Here is an 18,346-nt window from a genome sequence, read left to right as displayed (position 1 = left end):
CCCGAAAGGGCACAGCGCATGGAGCAGTACGAGCCCGACAGCCTCTCCGCCGCGCAGGTGGCGGCGATACGTCGCAGCCTGACGAGCGGCCGGGGCGCCCTCACCCGCCGTTCGATGCTGCGCGCGGGCGGTGTGGGCGCGCTCACCGTGGGAGGCCTCGCCTCCCTGAGCGCCTGCGGCATCCCGCCGGCCAAGCGGGAGGGCCAGGGGCCCGCGTCCATCGACGACTCGGCCAAGGAGAAGACCCTCGCCTTCTCCAACTGGACCGAGTACATGGACGTCAGCGAGGACGAGAAGTCCCGCCCGACCCTGGCGGCGTTCGCGAAGCGCACCGGGATCAAGGTCAAGTACACCGAGGACATCAACGACAACGTCGAGTTCTTCGGCAAGATCAAGCCGCAGCTCGCGGCCGGCCAGGACACCGGCCGCGACCTGATATGCGTCACCGACTGGCTGGCCTCCCGGATGATCCGCCTCGGCTGGGCCCAGAAGCTCGACGCCTCGAACCTCCCCCACGCGTACGCGAACCTCTCCGCCCAGTTCCGCACCCCCGACTGGGACCCCGGCCGCGCCTACTCGTACCCCTGGACCGGCATCTCCACGGTCATCGCGTACAACGTCAAGGCCACCGGCGGCAAGAAGGTCGACTCGGTCACCCAGCTCCTCGACGACCCCTCGCTCAAGGGCCGGGTCGGCTTCCTCACCGAGATGCGCGACTCCGTCGGCATGACACTGCTCGACCTCGGCAAGGACCCGGGGAACTTCACGGACGCCGACTACGACGCGGCGATCGGACGCCTCCAGAAGGGCGTCGACAAGAAGCAGATCCGCCGCTTCACCGGCAACGACTACACCTCCGACCTCGACAAGGGCGACATCGCCGCCTGCCTCGCCTGGGCCGGCGACGTCATCCAGCTCCAGGCGGACAACCCGGACATCAGGTTCTCCATCCCCTCCGCCGGCTACATCACCTCCAGCGACAACCTGCTCGTCCCCGCGCAGTCCCGGCACAAGACGAACGCCGAGAAGCTCATCGACTACTACTACGAGCTCCCCGTCGCCGCCCAGCTCGCCGCGTACATCAACTACGTGTGCCCCGTCGACGGGGTGAAGGACGAGCTCTCCAAGATCGACCCCGAGCTCGCGAACAACACGCTGATCCTCCCGGACAAGGCCATGGCCAAGAAGTCCCACGCCTTCCGCTCGCTCACCAGCGCGGAGGAGACGGCGTACGAGGAGAAGTTCGCCAAGCTCATCGGAGCCTGAGGCCCCCGTCGTCCACCTCTCTCTCACTCCCCGGGACCACAACCCATGACTGACAAGACTCCTCACACCGGAAAGACCACGGGCGGCGGCGACGTCCGTCTCACCGGGATCAGCAAGTCCTACGGCTCCTTCACCGCCGTCCACCCGCTGGACCTGACCGTCCCGCAGGGCTCCTTCTTCGCCCTCCTCGGCGCCTCCGGCTGCGGCAAGACCACCACCCTGCGGATGATCGCCGGCCTGGAGGACCCCAGCACCGGCACCGTCTTCCTCGGCGACAAGGACGTCACCGACCTCCCGCCGTACAAGCGGCCGGTCAACACCGTCTTCCAGTCCTACGCCCTCTTCCCGCACATGGACATCACCGAGAACATCGCCTTCGGCCTGCGCCGCCGCGGCATCAAGTCGGTGAAGAAGCAGGTCGACGACATGCTGGAGCTCGTCCAGCTCGGCGACAAGGCCCGCCACAAGCCGCACCAGCTCTCCGGCGGCCAGCAGCAGCGCGTCGCCGTCGCCCGCGCCCTCATCAACCACCCCCAGGTGCTCCTCCTCGACGAGCCGCTCGGCGCCCTCGACCTCAAGCTGCGCCGCCAGATGCAGCTGGAGCTCAAGCGCATCCAGACCGAGGTCGGCATCACCTTCGTGCACGTCACCCACGACCAGGAGGAGGCCATGACGATGGCCGACCAGGTCGCGGTGATGAACGGCGGCCGCGTCGAGCAGCTCGGCGCCCCCGCCGACCTGTACGAGAACCCGAAGACCACGTTCGTCGCGAACTTTCTCGGCACCTCCAACCTCATCGAGGCCGAGGTCCTGGAGACGGGCTCCGCCACCGCGGACGTCCTCGTCACGGCCGGCGGCGGCAAGCTCCGCGTCCCCGCCGGCCGCTGTACCTCCGCCGTCCGCCAGGGCGGCAAGGTGCTCGTGGGCGTCCGCCCCGAGAAGATCTCGCTGACGCACAAGGACGACGCCGGCTCGATACCCGACGGCCGCAACCGCGTCACCGGCCGGATCGCCGACTCCTCCTTCATCGGCGTCTCCACCCAGTACGTGGTGAACAGCCCGGCGGGCGCGGAACTCCAGGTCTACGAGCAGAACGTCGAGAGGGACACCCGGCTCGTCCCCGGCGCCGAGGTCGTCCTGCACTGGAACCCGGCGCACACCTTCGGGCTCGACGCCGACCAGGACATCGACGCCGGTGTGGAGACGGTGGAGGACGCCGGATGACCGCGACCCTCGTGAAGGACGCGCCGCCCACCGAGGAACCGGTTCTGCGCAAGCCTTCGACCCGCAAGCGGCTCGTCCCGTACCTGCTGCTGCTCCCCGGCATCGTCTGGCTGCTCGTCTTCTTCGCGCTGCCGATGGTCTACCAGGCCTCCACCTCCGTCCAGGAGGGCAGCCTGGAAGCGGGATTCCAGGTCACCTGGCACTTCCAGACCTACTGGGACGCCTTCCAGGAGTACTGGCCGCAGTTCGTCCGCTCCCTGCTCTACGCCGGGACCGCGACCATCCTCTGCCTGCTGCTCGGCTATCCGCTCGCGTACCTCATCGCGTTCAAGGCGGGCCGCTGGCGCAACCTGCTCCTGGTCCTCGTGATCGCCCCCTTCTTCACCAGCTTCCTCATCCGGACGCTGGCCTGGAAGACGATCCTCGCCGACGACAGCCTCGTCGTCGACGCGCTGAACGCGCTCCACGTCCTCGACGTGACGAGCTGGCTCGGCTGGACCGAGGGCGACCGCGTCCTCGCCACCCCGATGGCGGTCGTCTGCGGTCTCACGTACAACTTCCTGCCCTTCATGATCCTGCCCCTCTACACCTCCCTGGAGCGGATCGACGGCCGGCTGCACGAGGCCGCGCAGGACCTCTACGCCTCCCCGGCCACCACCTTCCGCAAGGTGACCTTCCCGCTGTCGATGCCCGGCGTCGTCTCCGGCACCCTGCTCACCTTCATCCCGGCGAGCGGCGACTACGTCAACGCCGAACTGCTCGGCTCGACCGACACCAAGATGGTCGGCAACGTCATCCAGTCGCAGTTCCTCCGCGTCCTCGACTACCCGACGGCGGCCGCGCTCTCCTTCATCCTCATGGCGATCGTGCTGGTCATGGTCACCGTCTACATCCGCCGAGCGGGAACGGAGGACCTCGTCTGATGGGGACGATGCGCTGGATCCGTCGCAACCTGGTCGTCATCGCGGGCCTGCTCACGCTCGCGTACATGATCCTGCCCAACCTCGTCGTGATGGCGTTCTCCTTCAACAGGCCGAAGGGACGCTTCAACTACTCCTGGCAGGAGTTCTCGCTCGACGCCTGGAAAGACCCCTGCGGCGTCGCCGACATGTGCGAGTCGCTCTCCCTCTCGCTCCAGCTGGCCGCCTGGGCGACGGTCGGCGCGGTCGTCCTCGGCACGATGATCGCCTTCGCGCTGGTCCGCTACCGCTTCCGGGCGCGCGGCGCGATCAACTCGCTGATCTTCCTGCCGATGGCGATGCCCGAGGTCGTCATGGCCGCCTCGCTGCTCACCCTGTTCCTCAACATGGGCATCGAGCTCGGCTTCTGGACGGTCCTGATCGCCCACATCATGTTCTGCCTGTCGTTCGTCGTCACGGCCGTCAAGGCGCGGGTCATGTCCATGGACCCCCGCCTGGAGGAGGCCGCACGCGACCTCTACGCGGGGCCGGTGCAGACCTTCCTGCGCGTCACCCTGCCGATCGCCGCCCCCGGCATCGCCGCCGGCGCGCTGCTCGCCTTCGCGCTCTCGTTCGACGACTTCATCATCACCAACTTCAACGCGGGCTCCACCGTCACCTTCCCCATGTTCGTCTGGGGCTCGGCGCAGCGCGGAACCCCCGTTCAGATCAACGTCATCGGCACCGCGATGTTCGTCCTCGCGGTACTGGTGGTCGTGGCCGGGCAAATCATTACGAACCGGCGCAAGAAAACAGCAACAGCCTGACCGAGCCCCGGTCGGGCACCGAAGGAGTTGGAAACCATGGCCCCAGTCGCCATGCGTCTCGCTGCACAATCTCTCTCCGACGCCCAGCCCGTCCCCTTCTGGCTGGAAGACCCCGGCAAGCCCGGCGCCCTGCCCGCCCTCACCGGTACCGAGACGTGCGACCTGCTCGTCGTCGGCGGCGGCTACAGCGGACTGTGGACCGCGCTCCTCGCCAAGGAGCGCGATCCCGCCCGGGACGTCGTGCTGATCGAGGGGCGCGAGGTGGGCTGGGCCGCCTCGGGCCGCAACGGAGGATTCTGCGCCGCCTCCCTCACCCACGGCTTCGGCAACGGGCTCGCCCGCTGGCCGGGCGAGCTGCCGAAGCTGGAGGAGCTCGGCGAGCGCAACCTCGACGGCATCGAGGAGGCGGTCGCCCGCTACGGGCTGGACTGCGACTTCGAGCGCACCGGCGAGATCGACGTCGCCACCGAGCCCTACCAGGTCGACGAGCTCCACGAGGTGTACGAGGAGATCGAGCGGCTCGGACTCGCGGACGGCATCGAACTCCTCGACCGGGACGCCGTCCGGGCCGAGGTCGACTCGCCGACCTTCCTCGGCGGGCTCTGGGACCGCCGCGGGGTCGCCATGCTGAACCCCGCCAAGCTGGCCTGGGGCCTGAAGCGGGCGTGCCTGGACCTGGGCGTCCGCGTCTTCGAGAACACCCCGGGCCTGGAACTGGTGCAGGCCGGCGCCGGCATGGGCGTGCGGACCCCGTACGGCAAGGTCCTCGCCCGCCGGGTCGCCCTCGGCACCAACGTCTTCCCGTCGCTGGTCAAGCGCGTCCGCGCGTACACCGTCCCGGTCTACGACTACGCCCTGATGACCGAGCCGCTCAGCGCCGAGCAGCTCGCCTCCGTCGGCTGGAGGAACCGGCAGGGACTCGGCGACTCCGCCAACCAGTTCCACTACTTCCGGATCACCGCCGACCACCGCATCCTCTGGGGCGGCTACGACGCGATCTACCCCTTCGGCGGCAAGGTCAGCGCCGAGATGGACCACCGCCCCGAGACGTACCTCAAGCTCGCCGAGCACTTCTTCCGCTGCTTCCCGCAGCTGGAGGGGCTCCGCTTCAGCCACGCGTGGGGCGGGGCGATCGACACCTGCTCCCGCTTCTCGGCTTTCTTCGGTACGGCGTACCAGGGCAGGGTGGCGTACGCGGCCGGGTTCACCGGACTCGGCGTCGGCGCCACCCGCTTCGGCGGCGACGTGATGCTCGACCTGCTCGCGGGGGAGCGCACCGAGCGCACCGAGCTGGAGATGGTCCGCCGCAAGCCGCTGCCCTTCCCGCCCGAGCCGATCGCCTGGGCCGGCATCGGCATCACCAAGTGGGCGCTGGCGAAGGCCGACGAGAACGGGGGCCGCCGCAACCTCTGGCTCAAGGCGATGGACCGGGTGGGGCTGGGCTTCGACAGCTGAGGCCGCACGGCCCTCCGGCCGGCCTCTGTGAGCCACATCACAACTGCCGGGTAGCTGAAACCGCGTAAGAGCAGCCGCCCGAATCGCTCTCTCCGTACGGACACCGTGTCCACACGGAAGGAGACCGTTGCGATGACTGGTACGGGGGCCTCGGGCGCCAAGAGCGCGGTGGAGTGGCTGGCCTCGGTCGCACCCGATCCCGAGGCCTGCCGGTGGGAGTGGGAGCGCAACCCGCACGGGGTCGCGCTGCTGCCCGCCGGCAGGCGCTGGGACGTCCTGATCCTCCCCGCCGAGCTGGGCTATCCCACGCTCGACGTGCTGACCCGCCTGGTGGGCAGGCCGGGCCCGGTCCTCGCCGACTTCGGCGACGCCCGGATGGGCTTCTTCGTGCCGCCCGGCACCGTGACCCGCTGGCTCGGCACCGGGGTGCGCGGCGCGGGCGCCGGGACCTGGATCGTCGTCCCGTACCCCGGCCGGTCGACCGGAGCGGTCCGCTGGCTGGTGGCGCCGGACGGCGCGGGCACCCTCACCGACGCCGCGCTCCTGGAGCTCGCCATGCACGAGGCGGCGGGTCGGCTCGGGCGGTCGCGGGAGACGCCGTAAGGGACGTCCCGCCGGGCGGATCGGACGGACGCGTTCCGTCCGGAGGGCGGATCGCCCCGTCCGCCGTGCGGACGTCGGGGCCAGAGGTCTTGACCACTCGATTGGTCTGGACCATGCTGAGGCGCGCTCCCACCTCGATTCCCCCATCCCCGGAGGCAGTTGTGGACCGCGCCAGACCCCTCACCCTGCTCCTCGCAGGCGTCCTCGCCGCCGGAGGACTCGCCGCCCTCGGCCCCGCCGCCCAGGCCGCCGACGCCGAACTCGTCCGCAACGGCGGCTTCGAGGCCGGCCTCGACGGCTGGACCTGCACCGCCGGCAGCGGCGCCGCCGTCTCCACCCCCACCCGCAGCGGCACGAAGGCCCTCCAGGCCACCCCGGCCGGCAGCGACAACGCCCGCTGCTCCCAGACCGTCACCGTCAAGCCCAACTCCTCGTACACCCTCAGCGGCTGGGTGCGCGGCAGCTACGTCTACCTCGGCGCCTCCGGCACGGGCACCACCGACGTCTCCACCTGGACGGGCTCCGCGCCCGACTGGCAGCGGCTCGCGACCACCTTCACGACGGGCGCCTCGACGACCTCGGTCACCGTCTACACCCACGGCTGGTACGGCACCCCCGCCTACCAGGCCGACGACCTCTCCCTCTACGGCCCCGGCGGCGACCCCGTCCAGCTCCCGGCCGTGCCCGGCGGCCTCGCCGCCGGCTCCCCGACCTCCACCAGCGTGCCCCTGACCTGGTCCGCGGTCTCCGGGGCCACCTCGTACAACGTCTACCGCGGGACCACCAAGGTCCAGACGGTCAGCGGCACCTCGGCCACCGTCACCGGGCTCACCGCCTCCACCGCGTACACCTTCCAGGTCAGCGCCGTGAACAGCGCGGGCGAGTCGGCCAAGTCGGCCGCCGTGAGCGCGACCACGACCAGCGGCGGCGGAGGCGGCAACCCCGGCCTGCCCGCGCACGCCCTCGTCGGCTACCTGCACGCCAGCTTCGCCAACGGCTCCGGATACACCCGGATGGCCGACGTCCCCGACTCCTGGGACGTCATCAACCTCGCCTTCGGCGAGCCGACGTCGGTGACCTCGGGCGACATCCGCTTCAGCCTGTGCCCGGCGACCGAGTGCCCGAACGTCGAGTCGGTCGCCGACTTCAAGGCCGCCATCAAGGCCAAGCAGGCCGCGGGCAAGAAGGTCCTCATCTCGATCGGCGGCCAGAACGGCCAGGTGCAGCTCTCCACCGCCGCCGCCCGCGACACCTTCGTCTCCTCCGTCTCGAAGATCATCGACGAGTACGGCCTCGACGGCCTCGACATCGACTTCGAGGGCCACTCGCTGTCCCTGCAGACCGGTGACACCGACTTCCGGAACCCGACCAGCCCGGTCATCGTCAACCTGATCCAGGCGGTCAAGACCCTCAAGGCGAAGTACGGCCAGAACTTCGTCCTGACCATGGCCCCGGAGACCTTCTTCGTCCAGCTCGGCTACCAGTACTACGGCTCCGGCCCCTGGGGCGGCCAGGACCCGCGCGCCGGCGCCTACCTGCCGGTCATCCACGCCCTCCGCGACGACCTCACCCTGCTGCACGTCCAGGACTACAACTCGGGCTCCATCATGGGCCTGGACAACCAGTACCACTCCATGGGCGGCGCCGACTTCCACATCGCGATGACCGACATGCTGCTCACCGGCTTCCCGGTCGCGGGCAACACGGACCGCTTCTTCCCCGCGCTCCGCGCCGACCAGGTCGCGATCGGCCTCCCGGCCTCCACCCAGGCGGGCAACGGCCACACGAGCCCGGCCGAGGTCAACAAGGCCCTGGACTGCCTCACCCGGAAGACCAACTGCGGCACCTACCAGACCCACGGCACCTGGCCCGCCCTGCGCGGCCTGATGACCTGGTCGATCAACTGGGACCGCTTCAACCAGTGGCAGTTCTCGCAGAACTTCGACGCGTACAACTGGAGCTGACCGCCAGGATCAGCAGCGACAGGCAGAGACTGGCCAGGACGTCCAGCGGCCAGTGGTAGCCCCGCAGCACCAGCCCGGTCCCCGTCACCGCCGTCAGTACGGCGGCGGCGGGGATCAGGCGGTTCGAGACCAGGAAGGCCGCGCCGAAGTAGGCGACCATCGCCGTGGCCGTGTGGCCCGAGGGGTAGTAGCCGTGGGCCCAGGGCTCCAGCGGGCCGGGGCGGGCCGTCCACTCCTTGAGCGGGATCACGAGGAGGGGCACCGCGGCCATCGCGAGACCCGCGTACAGGGCGGCGAGCCGGCGGCCGCGCCACACCGCGTACGCCATCGCGCACGCGAGGACGGGGAGGGCGACGGTCATGTTGCCGAGGTCGGCGGCGAGTTCGGAGAGGGGCCGGGGGACCGAGTCCACCAAGGCCCGGGACACCCGCTCGTCGAGCCTGGCCAGGGGGCCGTGGACGAGCACCTGCCAGGTCACGACGACGAGGGCGACGAGCGCCGAGAAGAGAGCCGGCCGCCCTGGAACAGGGGGGGTGGTTCCAGGGCGGCCGAGAGGATCGGATCGCCGCACGCCCCGGGGGGTGTGGGGCGGGCGGCCGTCCGATCGGTGAGGAGTTCCGGAGCACGAGGCTCCAGGGGTGTGCGCGGCGGCACGGTGTGGACGGTGCTGGGGAGGCTCCGCCCGGGGTGTTTCTCTCATCTGCAGAAACCGTACGTCAGAGAAGGGGGGACCGACAGCGGGAAACGCGTCCCGCCATCGGCCCCCCACACAGTCTTCACACGGAGTGTCAGATCCGAGGTCCCGCCCCGCGCCGGATCCGTCACCGGATCCGTCACCGGACCGGCCCGGGAGCCGGTGCCCCGGCCTGCCGCCGGGCCCGTGCCGGGCCGGTCGCCCGGCCCGGCACGGTCGCCGGATCAGATCTGGGCGAACGCGTTCTCGATCACGTCGAGGCCCTCGTTGAGCAGGTCCTCGCCGATCACCAGCGGCGGCAGGAAGCGCAGCACGTTGCCGTAGGTGCCACAGGTCAGGACCAGCACGCCCTCGGCGTGGCAGGCCTTGGCCAGCGCGGCGGCGGCCTCCGCGTACGGCTCCTTCGTGTCGCGGTCCTTGACCAGCTCGATGGCGATCATGGCGCCGCGGCCGCGGATGTCGCCGATGGCCGGGAACTTCTCCTGCATGGCGGTGAGGCGGGTCTTCATGACCTCCTCGATGCGGCGGGCCTTGGCGTTGAGGTCGAGCTCCTTCATCGTCTCGATGGAGCCCAGGGCGCCGGCGCAGGCCACCGGGTTGCCGCCGTAGGTGCCGCCCAGGCCGCCGCCGTGGACGGAGTCCATGATCTCGGCGCGGCCGGTGACGGCGGCGAGCGGCAGGCCGCCCGCGATGCCCTTGGCGGTGGTGATGAGGTCGGGGACGATGCCCTCGTCCTCGCACGCGAACCACTGGCCGGTCCGGCAGAAGCCGGACTGGATCTCGTCGGCGACGAAGACGATGCCGTTGTCGTTGGCGAACTTCACGATGGCCGGCAGGAAGCCCTTGGCCGGCTCGATGAAGCCGCCCTCGCCGAGGACCGGCTCGATGATGATCGCGGCGACGTTGTCGGCGCCGATCTGCTTGGTGATGTTGTCGATCGCCTGCGCGGCGGCCTCGGGGCCGCAGTTCTCCGGGCCGGTGGGCCAGCGGTAGCCGTAGGCCACCGGCACGCGGTAGACCTCGGGGGCGAACGGGCCGAAGCCCTGCTTGTACGGCATGTTCTTCGAGGTCAGCGCCATCGTGAGGTTCGTACGGCCGTGGTAGCCGTGGTCGAAGACGACGACGGCCTGGCGCTTGGTGTACGAACGGGCGATCTTGACCGCGTTCTCGACGGCCTCGGCGCCGGAGTTGAACAGCGCGGACTTCTTGGCGTGGTCGCCCGGGGTCAGCTCGGCGAGCGCCTCGCAGACCTCCACGTAGCCCTCGTACGGCGTCACCATGAAACAGGTGTGGGTGAAGTCCTGCAGCTGCGCGGAGGCGCGGCGCACGACGGCCTCGGCGGAGGCGCCGACCGAGGTCACGGCGATGCCGGAACCGAAGTCGATCAGACGGTTGCCGTCGACGTCCTCGATGATGCCGCCGCCGGCCCGCTGGGTGAAGACGGGGAGCGTGGAGCCCACGCCACCGGCGACCGTGTCGAGACGGCGGGCCTGAAGCTCCTGCGACTTCGGACCGGGGATGGCGGTGACGATGCGCCGCTCCTGCGGGACAGCGTTCATGCGGGGCTCCTGGGGGTGTTCTGGACGCACTTGCGGGTTTCCTCCGCAGGCTAGGCGCGGGGGAGGGGCGGGGGCATGCGCCGATCGGGAGTGGTGGGGGGTGTGTCGTTGTCCGGGATGGACAGGGCGGGGGTGGAGAGGGGGTGGGGAAGGGGTGAACGAGAGGGAGGGGAGGGCGCCTGCGCCACCCGATCGGGACGGGGACGGGGCCCGGCTCCCGTCGGCGTACGGGCACACGGGTGGGTGAAACCCCTCCGGGGCGTCCCCGGGCCACTAGATTGACGGTGGCACAGAGACGGCGACCTGGCTGGTCAGGGGGCAGGGGTTCATGGAGACCGACGGCACGTACGAGTCACGCGACCCGTTCGGCGGTGCGGCGTCACCCCCCTCAGGACGGATCCCGCCGCCGGTGCCGCGCCCCGCGGGTCCGCCGCCGACCGGCGCGCCCCCCGCCCGCCCGCCGGCCGGCCCCCCGCCCGTCCCCGCACACGAGCCGCCCGCCGCCCCGCCGCGGCCGGCCGGGGCTCCCGCGACGCGTCACCCCGTCGTCGAGTGGCTGGACGCCCCCCGCCCCGAGACCGGGCTCGGCATCTGGCGGTTCCGGCACGTACCGCCGCCGCCCGCCGGGCCCGCCAGGCTGGCGCCCGCCACCGTCGCCGGCATGCTGATCCCCGTCGCCGTCGGCCTGCTCATCTGGTCGGCCTACCGGCGCGGCACCCTCCCGTACATGTACGCGGTGCTCCAGACCCTCACCCCCGGCGACTGGTGGTACCACGGCACCACCGCGCCCCGGGACTGGCACGGCCAGGCGGCGCACGCCGTCTTCGGCGGCTTCGTCTTCGTCGGACTCGTCTGCGCGGTCGCCGCGCTGGGCTCCTGGGGCCGCATCGTCCGGCACTATCTCGGCCGCTTCCGGGCGCCCGTCCGCGCCGTGATCGCCGCCGTGGGAGCCCTGATCGCGCTGGCGTTCGTCTGGCCGGAGGCCTTCGGACTCGGCTGGGACCCGCTGCCCCTCGCCCTGCCCGTGCTCTCCCTCGTCTCCCTCGTCGGAGGCGGCTACGACATCCTCGAATCGCCCGTCCTCGTCTATCCGCTGTACGCGCTGATCACCGCGCTCGCGGTATGGCCCTTCGCCCGCGTCGGCGAGTGGGGGAGCCTCTACCGGGCCTGGCGCGCCCGCCGGGCCGCCGGCGCCACCGCGCCGGCACCCGAATCCGCCCCGGGCGTCCCCCGCTCCCAGTGGCCCGAACTGCGGGAGGCGGGCCAGCACCGGGCCGCCGACCTGCTCGCCGGCGAACTGGCCACCGGCCGGATGAACGACGTCGACTGCGGCCGGGTGCGCCGCGCCTGGCAGGACACCGACCGCGATCCAGCCCGCCGCGCGGCCCTCGTGCGGACGCTGCTGGACCAGGGCGCGGCCACGGGCGCCCACCCGTCCGGCGACCGCGACCTGCCCCACCGCTCGGCCGCCCACGACCTGCTCGTGGACCAGGTGAGGATCGGCCGGTACACGACCGCCGAGCGCACCCCGCACGCCTACCAGGGCGCCGGACTCGCGCTCGACCCCGGACTCCTCGGCACCTCGCTCCTCGCGGTGGGCCCGTCGGGAACGGGCAAGACGCGCTCCCTCGTCGCCCCCGTCGTCGAGTCCCTCACCCTCCAGGCGCTCACCGGCGCCTGCGCCGTCGTCGCCGTCGGCCCGGACGGCTCGCAGCTCGGTCCCGACGCGGCGTACGACGTCGTGATCCGGCTCGGCGACCCGGCCTCCCGGTACGACCTCGACCTGTACGCCGGGGTCACCGACCCGGACGCGGCGGCCGCCTTCCTGGCCGAAGGGCTCGTGGGCGACGTGGAGGGCATGGAGACCCGGCGCGCCGCCACCGTCCTCGCCCAGCTCATCGGCCCCTACCGGGCGGCGTACGGCGGCTTCCCCACCGTGCCCGTCCTGCGGGAACTGCTCGAAGCGCGCCCCGAGGCGCTCGCGGCCCTGCTCGACCTGCTGCCCGCGGACGGCGCGCCGACCATGCGCCGCGAGCTGGACTCCCGCATGCGCCAGATCGGCACGGCGACCGATCTCGGGCCGGTGCTCGCCGACCGGCTCGCCGCCCTCGACCGGCCCGCCTTGGCCGACTTCTTCGGCGGCGGCCGCGAGACGCGGGCCTTCTCCCTGGCCGCCGTCGCCCAGCACCCGATGCGGGTGCGGATCAGCCTCCCGGAGGGCGGCCACGAGGAGGCCTCCCGGCTCCTCAACCGACTGCTGCTCGCCCAGTTCCAGTCCGTCACCCGGGACCGCGCGGGGCGCGGCCACACCGCCTTCCTCGTCCTCGACGACGCGGCCGGCGCGCTCACCCCGGGCACGGTACGAGCCCTCCAGCGGCTGCGCCCGCAGAAGGCGGCCGTGGTCCTCGCCCTCCGTACGCTCGCGGAGGTCCCCGAGGCGCTGCACGGCCCGCTCCTCGCCGTCGTCGGCTGCCGGATGGCGTTCGCCGGACTCCCCACCTGGGACGGCCGGGCCTTCGCGGACGCGTGGGGCACCGAGCGGGTGGAGACCACCGAGGTGGCCCACCACACGGTGTTCGCCGACCAGCCCATGACCCGGGCCTTCCACGCGCTGCGGAAACTGGTGACCGGCAAGGCCGTGACCACCGAGGCCGTCACCGTACGAGAGGTGGAGCGGCAGCGCTGGTCCGCGTCCGATCTCGCGCACGACGTCCCCGCCGGGCACGCCGTGCTGTCCCTCGCCCATGTGCGGGGCGAGCACACGCCGCCGCTGCTGATCGACCTGCGGGGCTGAGGCAGGGGCCGGACGCCGGCCGTCGCCCGGGCCCCGCGCCGTGGGCCGCCACCCGGGTGCCCCCGAGCCTGAGCGGCCACCCCGCCGCCCTGGCACAATCGGGGGCGCCGCTCGGCTGAGCGGCGCCCCCTCGCTCAAAGGTCCGACGGTCCCCAATGCCGCCCACCCTCGCCTCGCTCGTCCAGCACTCCTCCCTGAAGCTCGTCGTCCGGGCGGGGGAGGACCGCCTGGACACCCCCGTCCGCTGGGCGCACGTCAGCGAGCTCGCCGACCCCGTCCCGTACATGGAGGGCGGCGAGCTCCTCCTCACCACCGCGCTCACCCTCGACGCGGAGGACCTGGAGGCGATGCGCCGCTATGTGCGGCGGCTGCTCGGCGCGGGGGTCGTCGGGCTCGGCTTCGCCGTCGGCGTCAACTACGACGAGATCCCGGCCGCCCTGCTCGACGCGGCCCGCGACGAGCACCTGCCCCTTCTCGAAGTGCCCCGCCGGACCCCCTTCCTCGCCATCAGCAAGGCCGTGTCCGCCGCCATCTCCGCCGACCAGTACCGCGCCGTCACCGCCGGCTTCGACGCCCAGCGCGAGCTGACCCGCGCGGCGCTCGCCGAGGGCCCCGAGGCCGTCGTCGCCCGCCTCGCCGCCCATGTCGACGGCTGGGCCGCCCTCTACGACACCTCCGGCACCGTCGTCGCGGTCTCCCCCGAATGGGCGGCGCGCCGGGCCGCCCGGCTCACCACCGACGTGGAGCGCCTCCGCGACCGGCCCGCGCCCGCCAGCGCCGTCGTCGGCGGCACGGACGACCGCGTCGAGCTCCAGTCGCTGGGCACCGGCCGGCGCGTCCGGGGCGCCCTCGCCGTCGGCACCGGCGCCCCCCTCGGGACGGCCGAGCGGTACGCCGTGCACTCGGCGATCGCCCTGCTCACCCTCACGACGGAACGCTCCCGTTCGCTCCAGGCGGCCGAGCAGCGGCTCGGCGCGGCGGTCCTGCAGCTGATGCTCGCCGGTCAGTCCGACCACGCGCGCGCGGTGGCCGGGGACGTGTACGGCGGGCTCCTCGACGCCCCCTTCCGGCTGCTCGTCGCCGAGACCGCGGGCGCCGAGCCCGCCGGCGAACCGGCGCTCCAGGTCCTCGCCGAAGCCCTGGAGTCCGCGGCCGCGCGGGCCGGGGAGGCGGTGCTGACCGTGCCCGAGAGCGAGCAGCGGCTCGTCGTCCTCGCCGGCGACGCCGGCGCGGTCGTCGCCGCCTGCGAGGGCTACGCGGAACGGGACGCCGAGGACGCCGGCCTCACCATCGGGCTCTCCGCCCCCGCCGGCCCGGTCACCGCCGCCGCCGCGTACAAGCAGGCGGAACAGGCCCTCTCGGTCGCGCGGCGGCGGGGCAAGGCCCTCGTCGAGCACGAGGACCTCGCGACGGGCTCGGTCCTGCCGCTCCTCGCTGACGACGCGGTCCGCGCCTTCGCCGACGGCATGCTGCGCGCCCTCCGGGACCACGACGCCACGGGCCGCGGCGACCTCGTCGCCTCCCTGCGCGCCTGGCTGTCCCGGCACGGCCAGTGGGACGCGGCCGCCGCCGACCTGGGCGTGCACCGGCACACGCTGCGCTACCGGATGCGGCGGGTGGAGGAGATCCTCGGCCGCTCGCTCGACGACCCGGACGTGCGGATGGAACTCTGGCTGGCGCTGAAGGCCACCGGGGAGGGCGGGGCGGAGTAGCGGCGGCAGCCGCCGGGGGCGCCCGGGCCCCTTCGTCGAACTCCCGCCCGCCCCGCCCCCAGGGCGCGAGGGGACGCCGACGACCGGATTTAGCTGTCCCCACCCCACCCTCAGGGCGGCGACGGGAGGTCGACGACCGGACCTAGCTGTCCCCGCCCCCGTCGTCCCCGCCGCTCCTCACGCCCGGTCGGCGGTTGCCGCTGCGCACCGCGCTTCCGAGGGCCAGGGTCACGGCGGCGACCCCGCGTACCCAGCGCGGGCCGCCCCGCGCGGCCCACACCACGCACACGCAGCCTCCGACGACCAGTACCAGGACGCCGGTCAACGCGACCATGATCATGCGAGTCCCCCTGTCCTCCGTGTCCCCGCACCGCCTCCGCGGTGGGGTCCCGACATCCTGCCACCTCCCGTCCGCACCCTCCCGGCGCGCGGAACCCCGGCCCCGCCTGCCCGATCGCGGGCAGTTCTCCTGGTCATCCGGCCGGTGACTCCTTACTCTCCTGCTCATGACAAGCCCCGCCGTCGATCCGGCCCCCGAGACACCGGCACCCCGGGCCGCCGCCACACCCGGGCCCCGCACGCCCGCCACCCCGCCCGCCGCGCCGGTCCGCCGGATCACCGGGGCCGTCTGGGCCGCGCTCGGCATCGTCTACGTCGTCTGGGGCTCCACGTACCTCGGGATCCGGATCGCCGTCGAGACGATGCCGCCGTTCCTCTCCGCCGGCGTCCGCTTCGTCACCGCCGGACTCCTCCTCGCCGGGATCATCGCCTGGCGCCAGGGCCCCGCCGCCCTCCGGGTCGACCGGCGGCAGCTCGGCTCCGCCGTCCTCGTCGGCCTGCTCCTGATCCTCGGCGGCAACGCCCTCGTCGTCCTCGCCGAGACCTCCATACCCTCCGGCCTGGCCGCCCTGCTGATCTCCGTCGTCCCGGCCTGGGTCGTCATCCTGAAGGCCGCCACCGGCCTGCGGCCCAGCGCCGGGGGACTCGCCGGAGTGCTCCTGGGGCTCGTGGGCCTCGCCGTCCTCACCCTGCCGGGGATCAGCGGCGAGGTGAAGGTCGGCGGCGTCGTCCTCGTCGTGGTCGCCACCCTGCTGTGGTCCGTGGGCTCGTTCTCCTCCGCCCGCCTCCCGATGCCCCCGAACCCCTTCACGGCCAGCGCGTACGAGATGGTCGCGGGCGGTCTCGCCGGCATCGCCCTCGGCCTCTTCCGGGGCGAGCAGCACGGCCTCGACCTCGCGGAGATCTCCACCCGCTCCTGGATCGCCCTCGCCTACCTGATCGTCTTCGGCTCGCTGATCGCCTTCACCGCGTACGCCTGGCTCCTCCAGGCCGCGCCGCTGTCGCTCGTCGCCACCTACGCCTACGTCAACCCGGTCGTCGCGGTCGCCCTCGGCGCCCTCGTCCTGAACGAGGCCCTGTCGTGGCCCATCGTCCTGGGCGGCGCGATCGTCGTCGGCGGAGTCTGCCTCATCGTCTCCACGGAGCGGCGCGGCTGACCGCCGGGGCTCCCGCCCCGGTCCGCCCCGGCCCGCGGCCGCCCGCCGCACCCCCTCGCTTCGGCCAATTCGGACAGCCCTTCCGGCCCATCACTCCACACCGGACAAGCCCACGGGCGCCGCCCCGGCCCTAACGTGTCACGAGAGCAATCGCTCGCACCCCCCGATACGGAAAGGGCCGGGACGCAATGACGACCACCCACGCCTTCTGGCTCGCCGGCCGCGAGGCCACCGGCGAGGCCACCTTCGACGTCACGAACTCCTTCGACGGACGTCTGGTCGGCAAGGTCAGCGTGCCCACCGAGGCCCAGGTCGAGGAGGCCGTCGCCGCCGCGCACGCCGTCGTCGACGAGTTCGCCGCGACCCCGGCGCACGTCCGCGCCGCCGCCCTCGACCACGTGTCGAAGCGGCTCGCCGAGCGCACCGAGGAGATCGCCCTGGTGATCTCCGCCGAGAACGGCAAGCCCATCAAGTGGGCCCGCGGTGAGGTCGGCCGTGCCGTCTCCGTCTTCCGTTTCGCCGCCGAGGAGGCCCGCCGCTGGAACGCCGGCGAGGCCCAGCGCCTGGACACCGAGGCCGGCGGCGCGGGCCGCCTCGCGCTGACCCGCCGCATCCCCAAGGGTGTCGTCCTCGGCATCGCGCCGTTCAACTTCCCGCTGAACCTCAGCGCCCACAAGGTCGCCCCGGCCATCGCCGTCGGCGCCCCGATCATCCTCAAGCCGGCCCCGTCGACCCCGGTCTCCTCCCTGATCCTGGGCGAGATCCTGGCCGAGACCGACCTGCCGGCCGGCTCCTGGTCGATCCTGACCGTGCCGAACGACCGCATGCCCGCCCTCGTCAAGGACGAGCGCCTCCCGGTCATCTCCTTCACCGGCTCGGACACGGTCGGCTACGCCATCCAGCAGTCGGTGCCCCACAAGCACTGCACCCTGGAGCTCGGCGGCAACGCCGCGGCGGTCGTCCTCCCCGACTGGTCCTCCGAGGAGGACCTGGAGTGGGCGGCGAGCCGCATCGCCACCTTCTCCAACTACCAGGGCGGCCAGTCCTGCATCTCCGTCCAGCGCGTGATCGTCGACTCCTCCGTCCACGACCGCCTGCTGCCGAAGATCGTCGCCGCCGTCGAGGCGCAGGTCACCGGTGACCCGTCCGACGCCGCCACCGACGTCGGCCCGCTGGTCGACGAGGCCGCCGCGAAGCGCGTCGAGTCCTGGGTCGACGAGGCCGTCGCCGCCGGCGCGAAGCTCCTCGCGGGCGGCAAGCGCGAAGGCGCGACCTACGCCCCGACCGTGCTCACCGAGCTCCCGGCGGACGTCACCCTGGCCCGCGCCGAGGTCTTCGGCCCGGTCCTGACCATCACCCGGGTGGACGGCGAGGCCGAGGCCTTCGCCGCGGTCAACGACTCCGACTTCGGCCTCCAGGCCGGCGTCTTCACCCACGACCTCCAGGCCGCCTTCCGCGCCCACCGGGCCCTCGAGGTCGGCGGCGTGATCGTCGGCGACGTCCCCTCGTACCGCGCCGACCAGATGCCGTACGGCGGCGCCAAGCGCTCCGGCGTCGGCCGCGAGGGCGTCAAGTACGCCATGGACGACTACACCTACGAGCGCGTCCTCGTCCTGACGGGCCTCGCGCTCTAGGAGCACGGCGCGGGGCGGCGGAGTACGGCACGACCGGTACCCCGTACGGCCCACGACCACGAGACCAGGCGGTCCGAACCCACTGTGCGGGGGTTCGGACCGCCTTTCGTCGTACCGCCGGGCCTCCGCCCGTCCCCACCGGCGCCTCCGTACGCCGGAGAGACGGTTCTCCCGCCTGTCCGGACCCCGGGAAATCGGGTACGACGGACAGTGAGACCG

14 protein-coding genes are annotated in these 18,346 nt (G+C 72.6%); 11 read left to right on the top strand and 3 right to left on the bottom strand.

Translation table 11 applies throughout. From position 1 onward, the window contains the following. Positions 1 to 18 precede the first annotated feature (18 nt). The 7 genes from ACF09E_RS15510 to ACF09E_RS15480 all read left to right on the top strand — a co-directional run bounded on the left by ACF09E_RS15510 (position 19) and on the right by ACF09E_RS15480 (position 8,238). Complete coding sequence (locus ACF09E_RS15510) at positions 19 to 1,266, top strand: PotD/PotF family extracellular solute-binding protein (protein ID WP_392205693.1); 1,248 nt, start codon at positions 19 to 21, stop codon at positions 1,264 to 1,266. Between the two features lie 45 nt (positions 1,267 to 1,311). Then, entirely contained in the window at positions 1,312 to 2,490 is a 1,179-nt protein-coding gene (locus ACF09E_RS15505; protein WP_392205692.1) for an ABC transporter ATP-binding protein, read from the top strand. Next, positions 2,487 to 3,413: an ABC transporter permease gene (locus tag ACF09E_RS15500; RefSeq protein ID WP_392205691.1), complete on the top strand. Its 927-nt coding sequence runs from the start codon at positions 2,487 to 2,489 to the stop codon at positions 3,411 to 3,413. Before ACF09E_RS15505 ends, ACF09E_RS15500 begins: the two co-directional genes overlap by 4 nt. After that, the gene (locus ACF09E_RS15495) at positions 3,413 to 4,216 is read left to right on the top strand and encodes an ABC transporter permease (RefSeq protein WP_361850121.1); all 804 of its coding nucleotides are present in this window, start codon (positions 3,413 to 3,415) and stop codon (positions 4,214 to 4,216) included. Before ACF09E_RS15500 ends, ACF09E_RS15495 begins: the two co-directional genes overlap by 1 nt. A 36-nt stretch (positions 4,217 to 4,252) precedes the next feature. After that, positions 4,253 to 5,671 carry an NAD(P)/FAD-dependent oxidoreductase gene (locus ACF09E_RS15490; protein ID WP_392205690.1) on the top strand — a complete coding sequence of 473 codons (1,419 nt, stop codon included), beginning with the start codon at positions 4,253 to 4,255 and terminating at the stop codon, positions 5,669 to 5,671. Between the two features lie 132 nt (positions 5,672 to 5,803). Next, complete coding sequence (locus tag ACF09E_RS15485; protein ID WP_392205689.1) at positions 5,804 to 6,274, top strand: hypothetical protein; 471 nt, start codon at positions 5,804 to 5,806, stop codon at positions 6,272 to 6,274. 161 nt (positions 6,275 to 6,435) lie between these two features. After that, the gene (locus ACF09E_RS15480; protein ID WP_392205688.1) at positions 6,436 to 8,238 is read left to right on the top strand and encodes a chitinase; all 1,803 of its coding nucleotides are present in this window, start codon (positions 6,436 to 6,438) and stop codon (positions 8,236 to 8,238) included. Here ACF09E_RS15480 and ACF09E_RS15475 read toward each other — a convergent pair. Continuing rightward, complete coding sequence (locus ACF09E_RS15475; protein ID WP_392205687.1) at positions 8,189 to 8,938, bottom strand: phosphatase PAP2 family protein; 750 nt, start codon at positions 8,936 to 8,938, stop codon at positions 8,189 to 8,191. The genes ACF09E_RS15480 and ACF09E_RS15475 overlap by 50 nt on opposite strands. 218 nt (positions 8,939 to 9,156) lie before the next feature. Next, positions 9,157 to 10,491: a 4-aminobutyrate--2-oxoglutarate transaminase gene (gene gabT, locus ACF09E_RS15470; RefSeq protein ID WP_388793905.1), complete on the bottom strand. Its 1,335-nt coding sequence runs from the start codon at positions 10,489 to 10,491 to the stop codon at positions 9,157 to 9,159. A 328-nt stretch (positions 10,492 to 10,819) separates the two neighbouring features. Between gabT and ACF09E_RS15465 the strand changes: the two genes are divergently transcribed. Together ACF09E_RS15465 and ACF09E_RS15460 are read left to right on the top strand one after the other, a co-directional pair. Beyond that, complete coding sequence (locus ACF09E_RS15465; RefSeq protein ID WP_392205686.1) at positions 10,820 to 13,285, top strand: ATP/GTP-binding protein; 2,466 nt, start codon at positions 10,820 to 10,822, stop codon at positions 13,283 to 13,285. Positions 13,286 to 13,440: 155 nt separating this feature from the next. Beyond that, positions 13,441 to 14,997 (top strand): PucR family transcriptional regulator, encoded by a 1,557-nt coding sequence (locus ACF09E_RS15460; protein WP_392205685.1) that lies wholly within the window; start codon positions 13,441 to 13,443, stop codon positions 14,995 to 14,997. A gap of 142 nt (positions 14,998 to 15,139) precedes the next feature. On the opposite strand, the gene ACF09E_RS15455 is transcribed toward ACF09E_RS15460, so the two are convergent. Beyond that, positions 15,140 to 15,337, bottom strand: a complete 198-nt coding sequence (locus tag ACF09E_RS15455; RefSeq protein WP_388793914.1) for a hypothetical protein — start codon at positions 15,335 to 15,337, stop codon at positions 15,140 to 15,142. 166 nt (positions 15,338 to 15,503) lie between these two features. On the opposite strand from ACF09E_RS15455, the gene ACF09E_RS15450 reads away from it, so the two are divergent. Together ACF09E_RS15450 and ACF09E_RS15445 are read left to right on the top strand one after the other, a co-directional pair. Next, positions 15,504 to 16,493 (top strand): EamA family transporter, encoded by a 990-nt coding sequence (locus tag ACF09E_RS15450; protein ID WP_392205684.1) that lies wholly within the window; start codon positions 15,504 to 15,506, stop codon positions 16,491 to 16,493. Positions 16,494 to 16,681: 188 nt separating this feature from the next. Then, positions 16,682 to 18,127, top strand: a complete 1,446-nt coding sequence (locus ACF09E_RS15445) for an aldehyde dehydrogenase family protein (RefSeq protein ID WP_392205683.1) — start codon at positions 16,682 to 16,684, stop codon at positions 18,125 to 18,127. Positions 18,128 to 18,346: the final 219 nt, after the last annotated feature.

It is taken from the genome of Streptomyces sp. NPDC014891 (genome assembly GCF_043081085.1).
In the GTDB taxonomy this organism is placed as follows: Bacteria; Actinomycetota; Actinomycetes; order Streptomycetales; family Streptomycetaceae; genus Streptomyces.
This window is presented reverse-complemented; position numbering and strand designations above follow the sequence as displayed.

Coding starts and splice junctions, on each gene's coding strand:
- ACF09E_RS15475 (WP_392205687.1), bottom strand. CDS start 8,938: ATGAGAGAAACACCCCGGGCGGAGCCTCCCCAGCACCGTCCACACCGT.
- ACF09E_RS15460 (WP_392205685.1), top strand. CDS start 13,441: ATGCCGCCCACCCTCGCCTCGCTCGTCCAGCACTCCTCCCTGAAGCTC.
- ACF09E_RS15485 (WP_392205689.1), top strand. CDS start 5,804: ATGACTGGTACGGGGGCCTCGGGCGCCAAGAGCGCGGTGGAGTGGCTG.
- ACF09E_RS15445 (WP_392205683.1), top strand. CDS start 16,682: ATGACGACCACCCACGCCTTCTGGCTCGCCGGCCGCGAGGCCACCGGC.
- ACF09E_RS15450 (WP_392205684.1), top strand. CDS start 15,504: ATGACAAGCCCCGCCGTCGATCCGGCCCCCGAGACACCGGCACCCCGG.
- ACF09E_RS15490 (WP_392205690.1), top strand. CDS start 4,253: ATGGCCCCAGTCGCCATGCGTCTCGCTGCACAATCTCTCTCCGACGCC.
- ACF09E_RS15510 (WP_392205693.1), top strand. CDS start 19: ATGGAGCAGTACGAGCCCGACAGCCTCTCCGCCGCGCAGGTGGCGGCG.
- gabT (WP_388793905.1), bottom strand. CDS start 10,491: ATGAACGCTGTCCCGCAGGAGCGGCGCATCGTCACCGCCATCCCCGGT.
- ACF09E_RS15505 (WP_392205692.1), top strand. CDS start 1,312: ATGACTGACAAGACTCCTCACACCGGAAAGACCACGGGCGGCGGCGAC.
- ACF09E_RS15465 (WP_392205686.1), top strand. CDS start 10,820: ATGGAGACCGACGGCACGTACGAGTCACGCGACCCGTTCGGCGGTGCG.
- ACF09E_RS15495 (WP_361850121.1), top strand. CDS start 3,413: ATGGGGACGATGCGCTGGATCCGTCGCAACCTGGTCGTCATCGCGGGC.
- ACF09E_RS15455 (WP_388793914.1), bottom strand. CDS start 15,337: ATGATCATGGTCGCGTTGACCGGCGTCCTGGTACTGGTCGTCGGAGGC.
- ACF09E_RS15500 (WP_392205691.1), top strand. CDS start 2,487: ATGACCGCGACCCTCGTGAAGGACGCGCCGCCCACCGAGGAACCGGTT.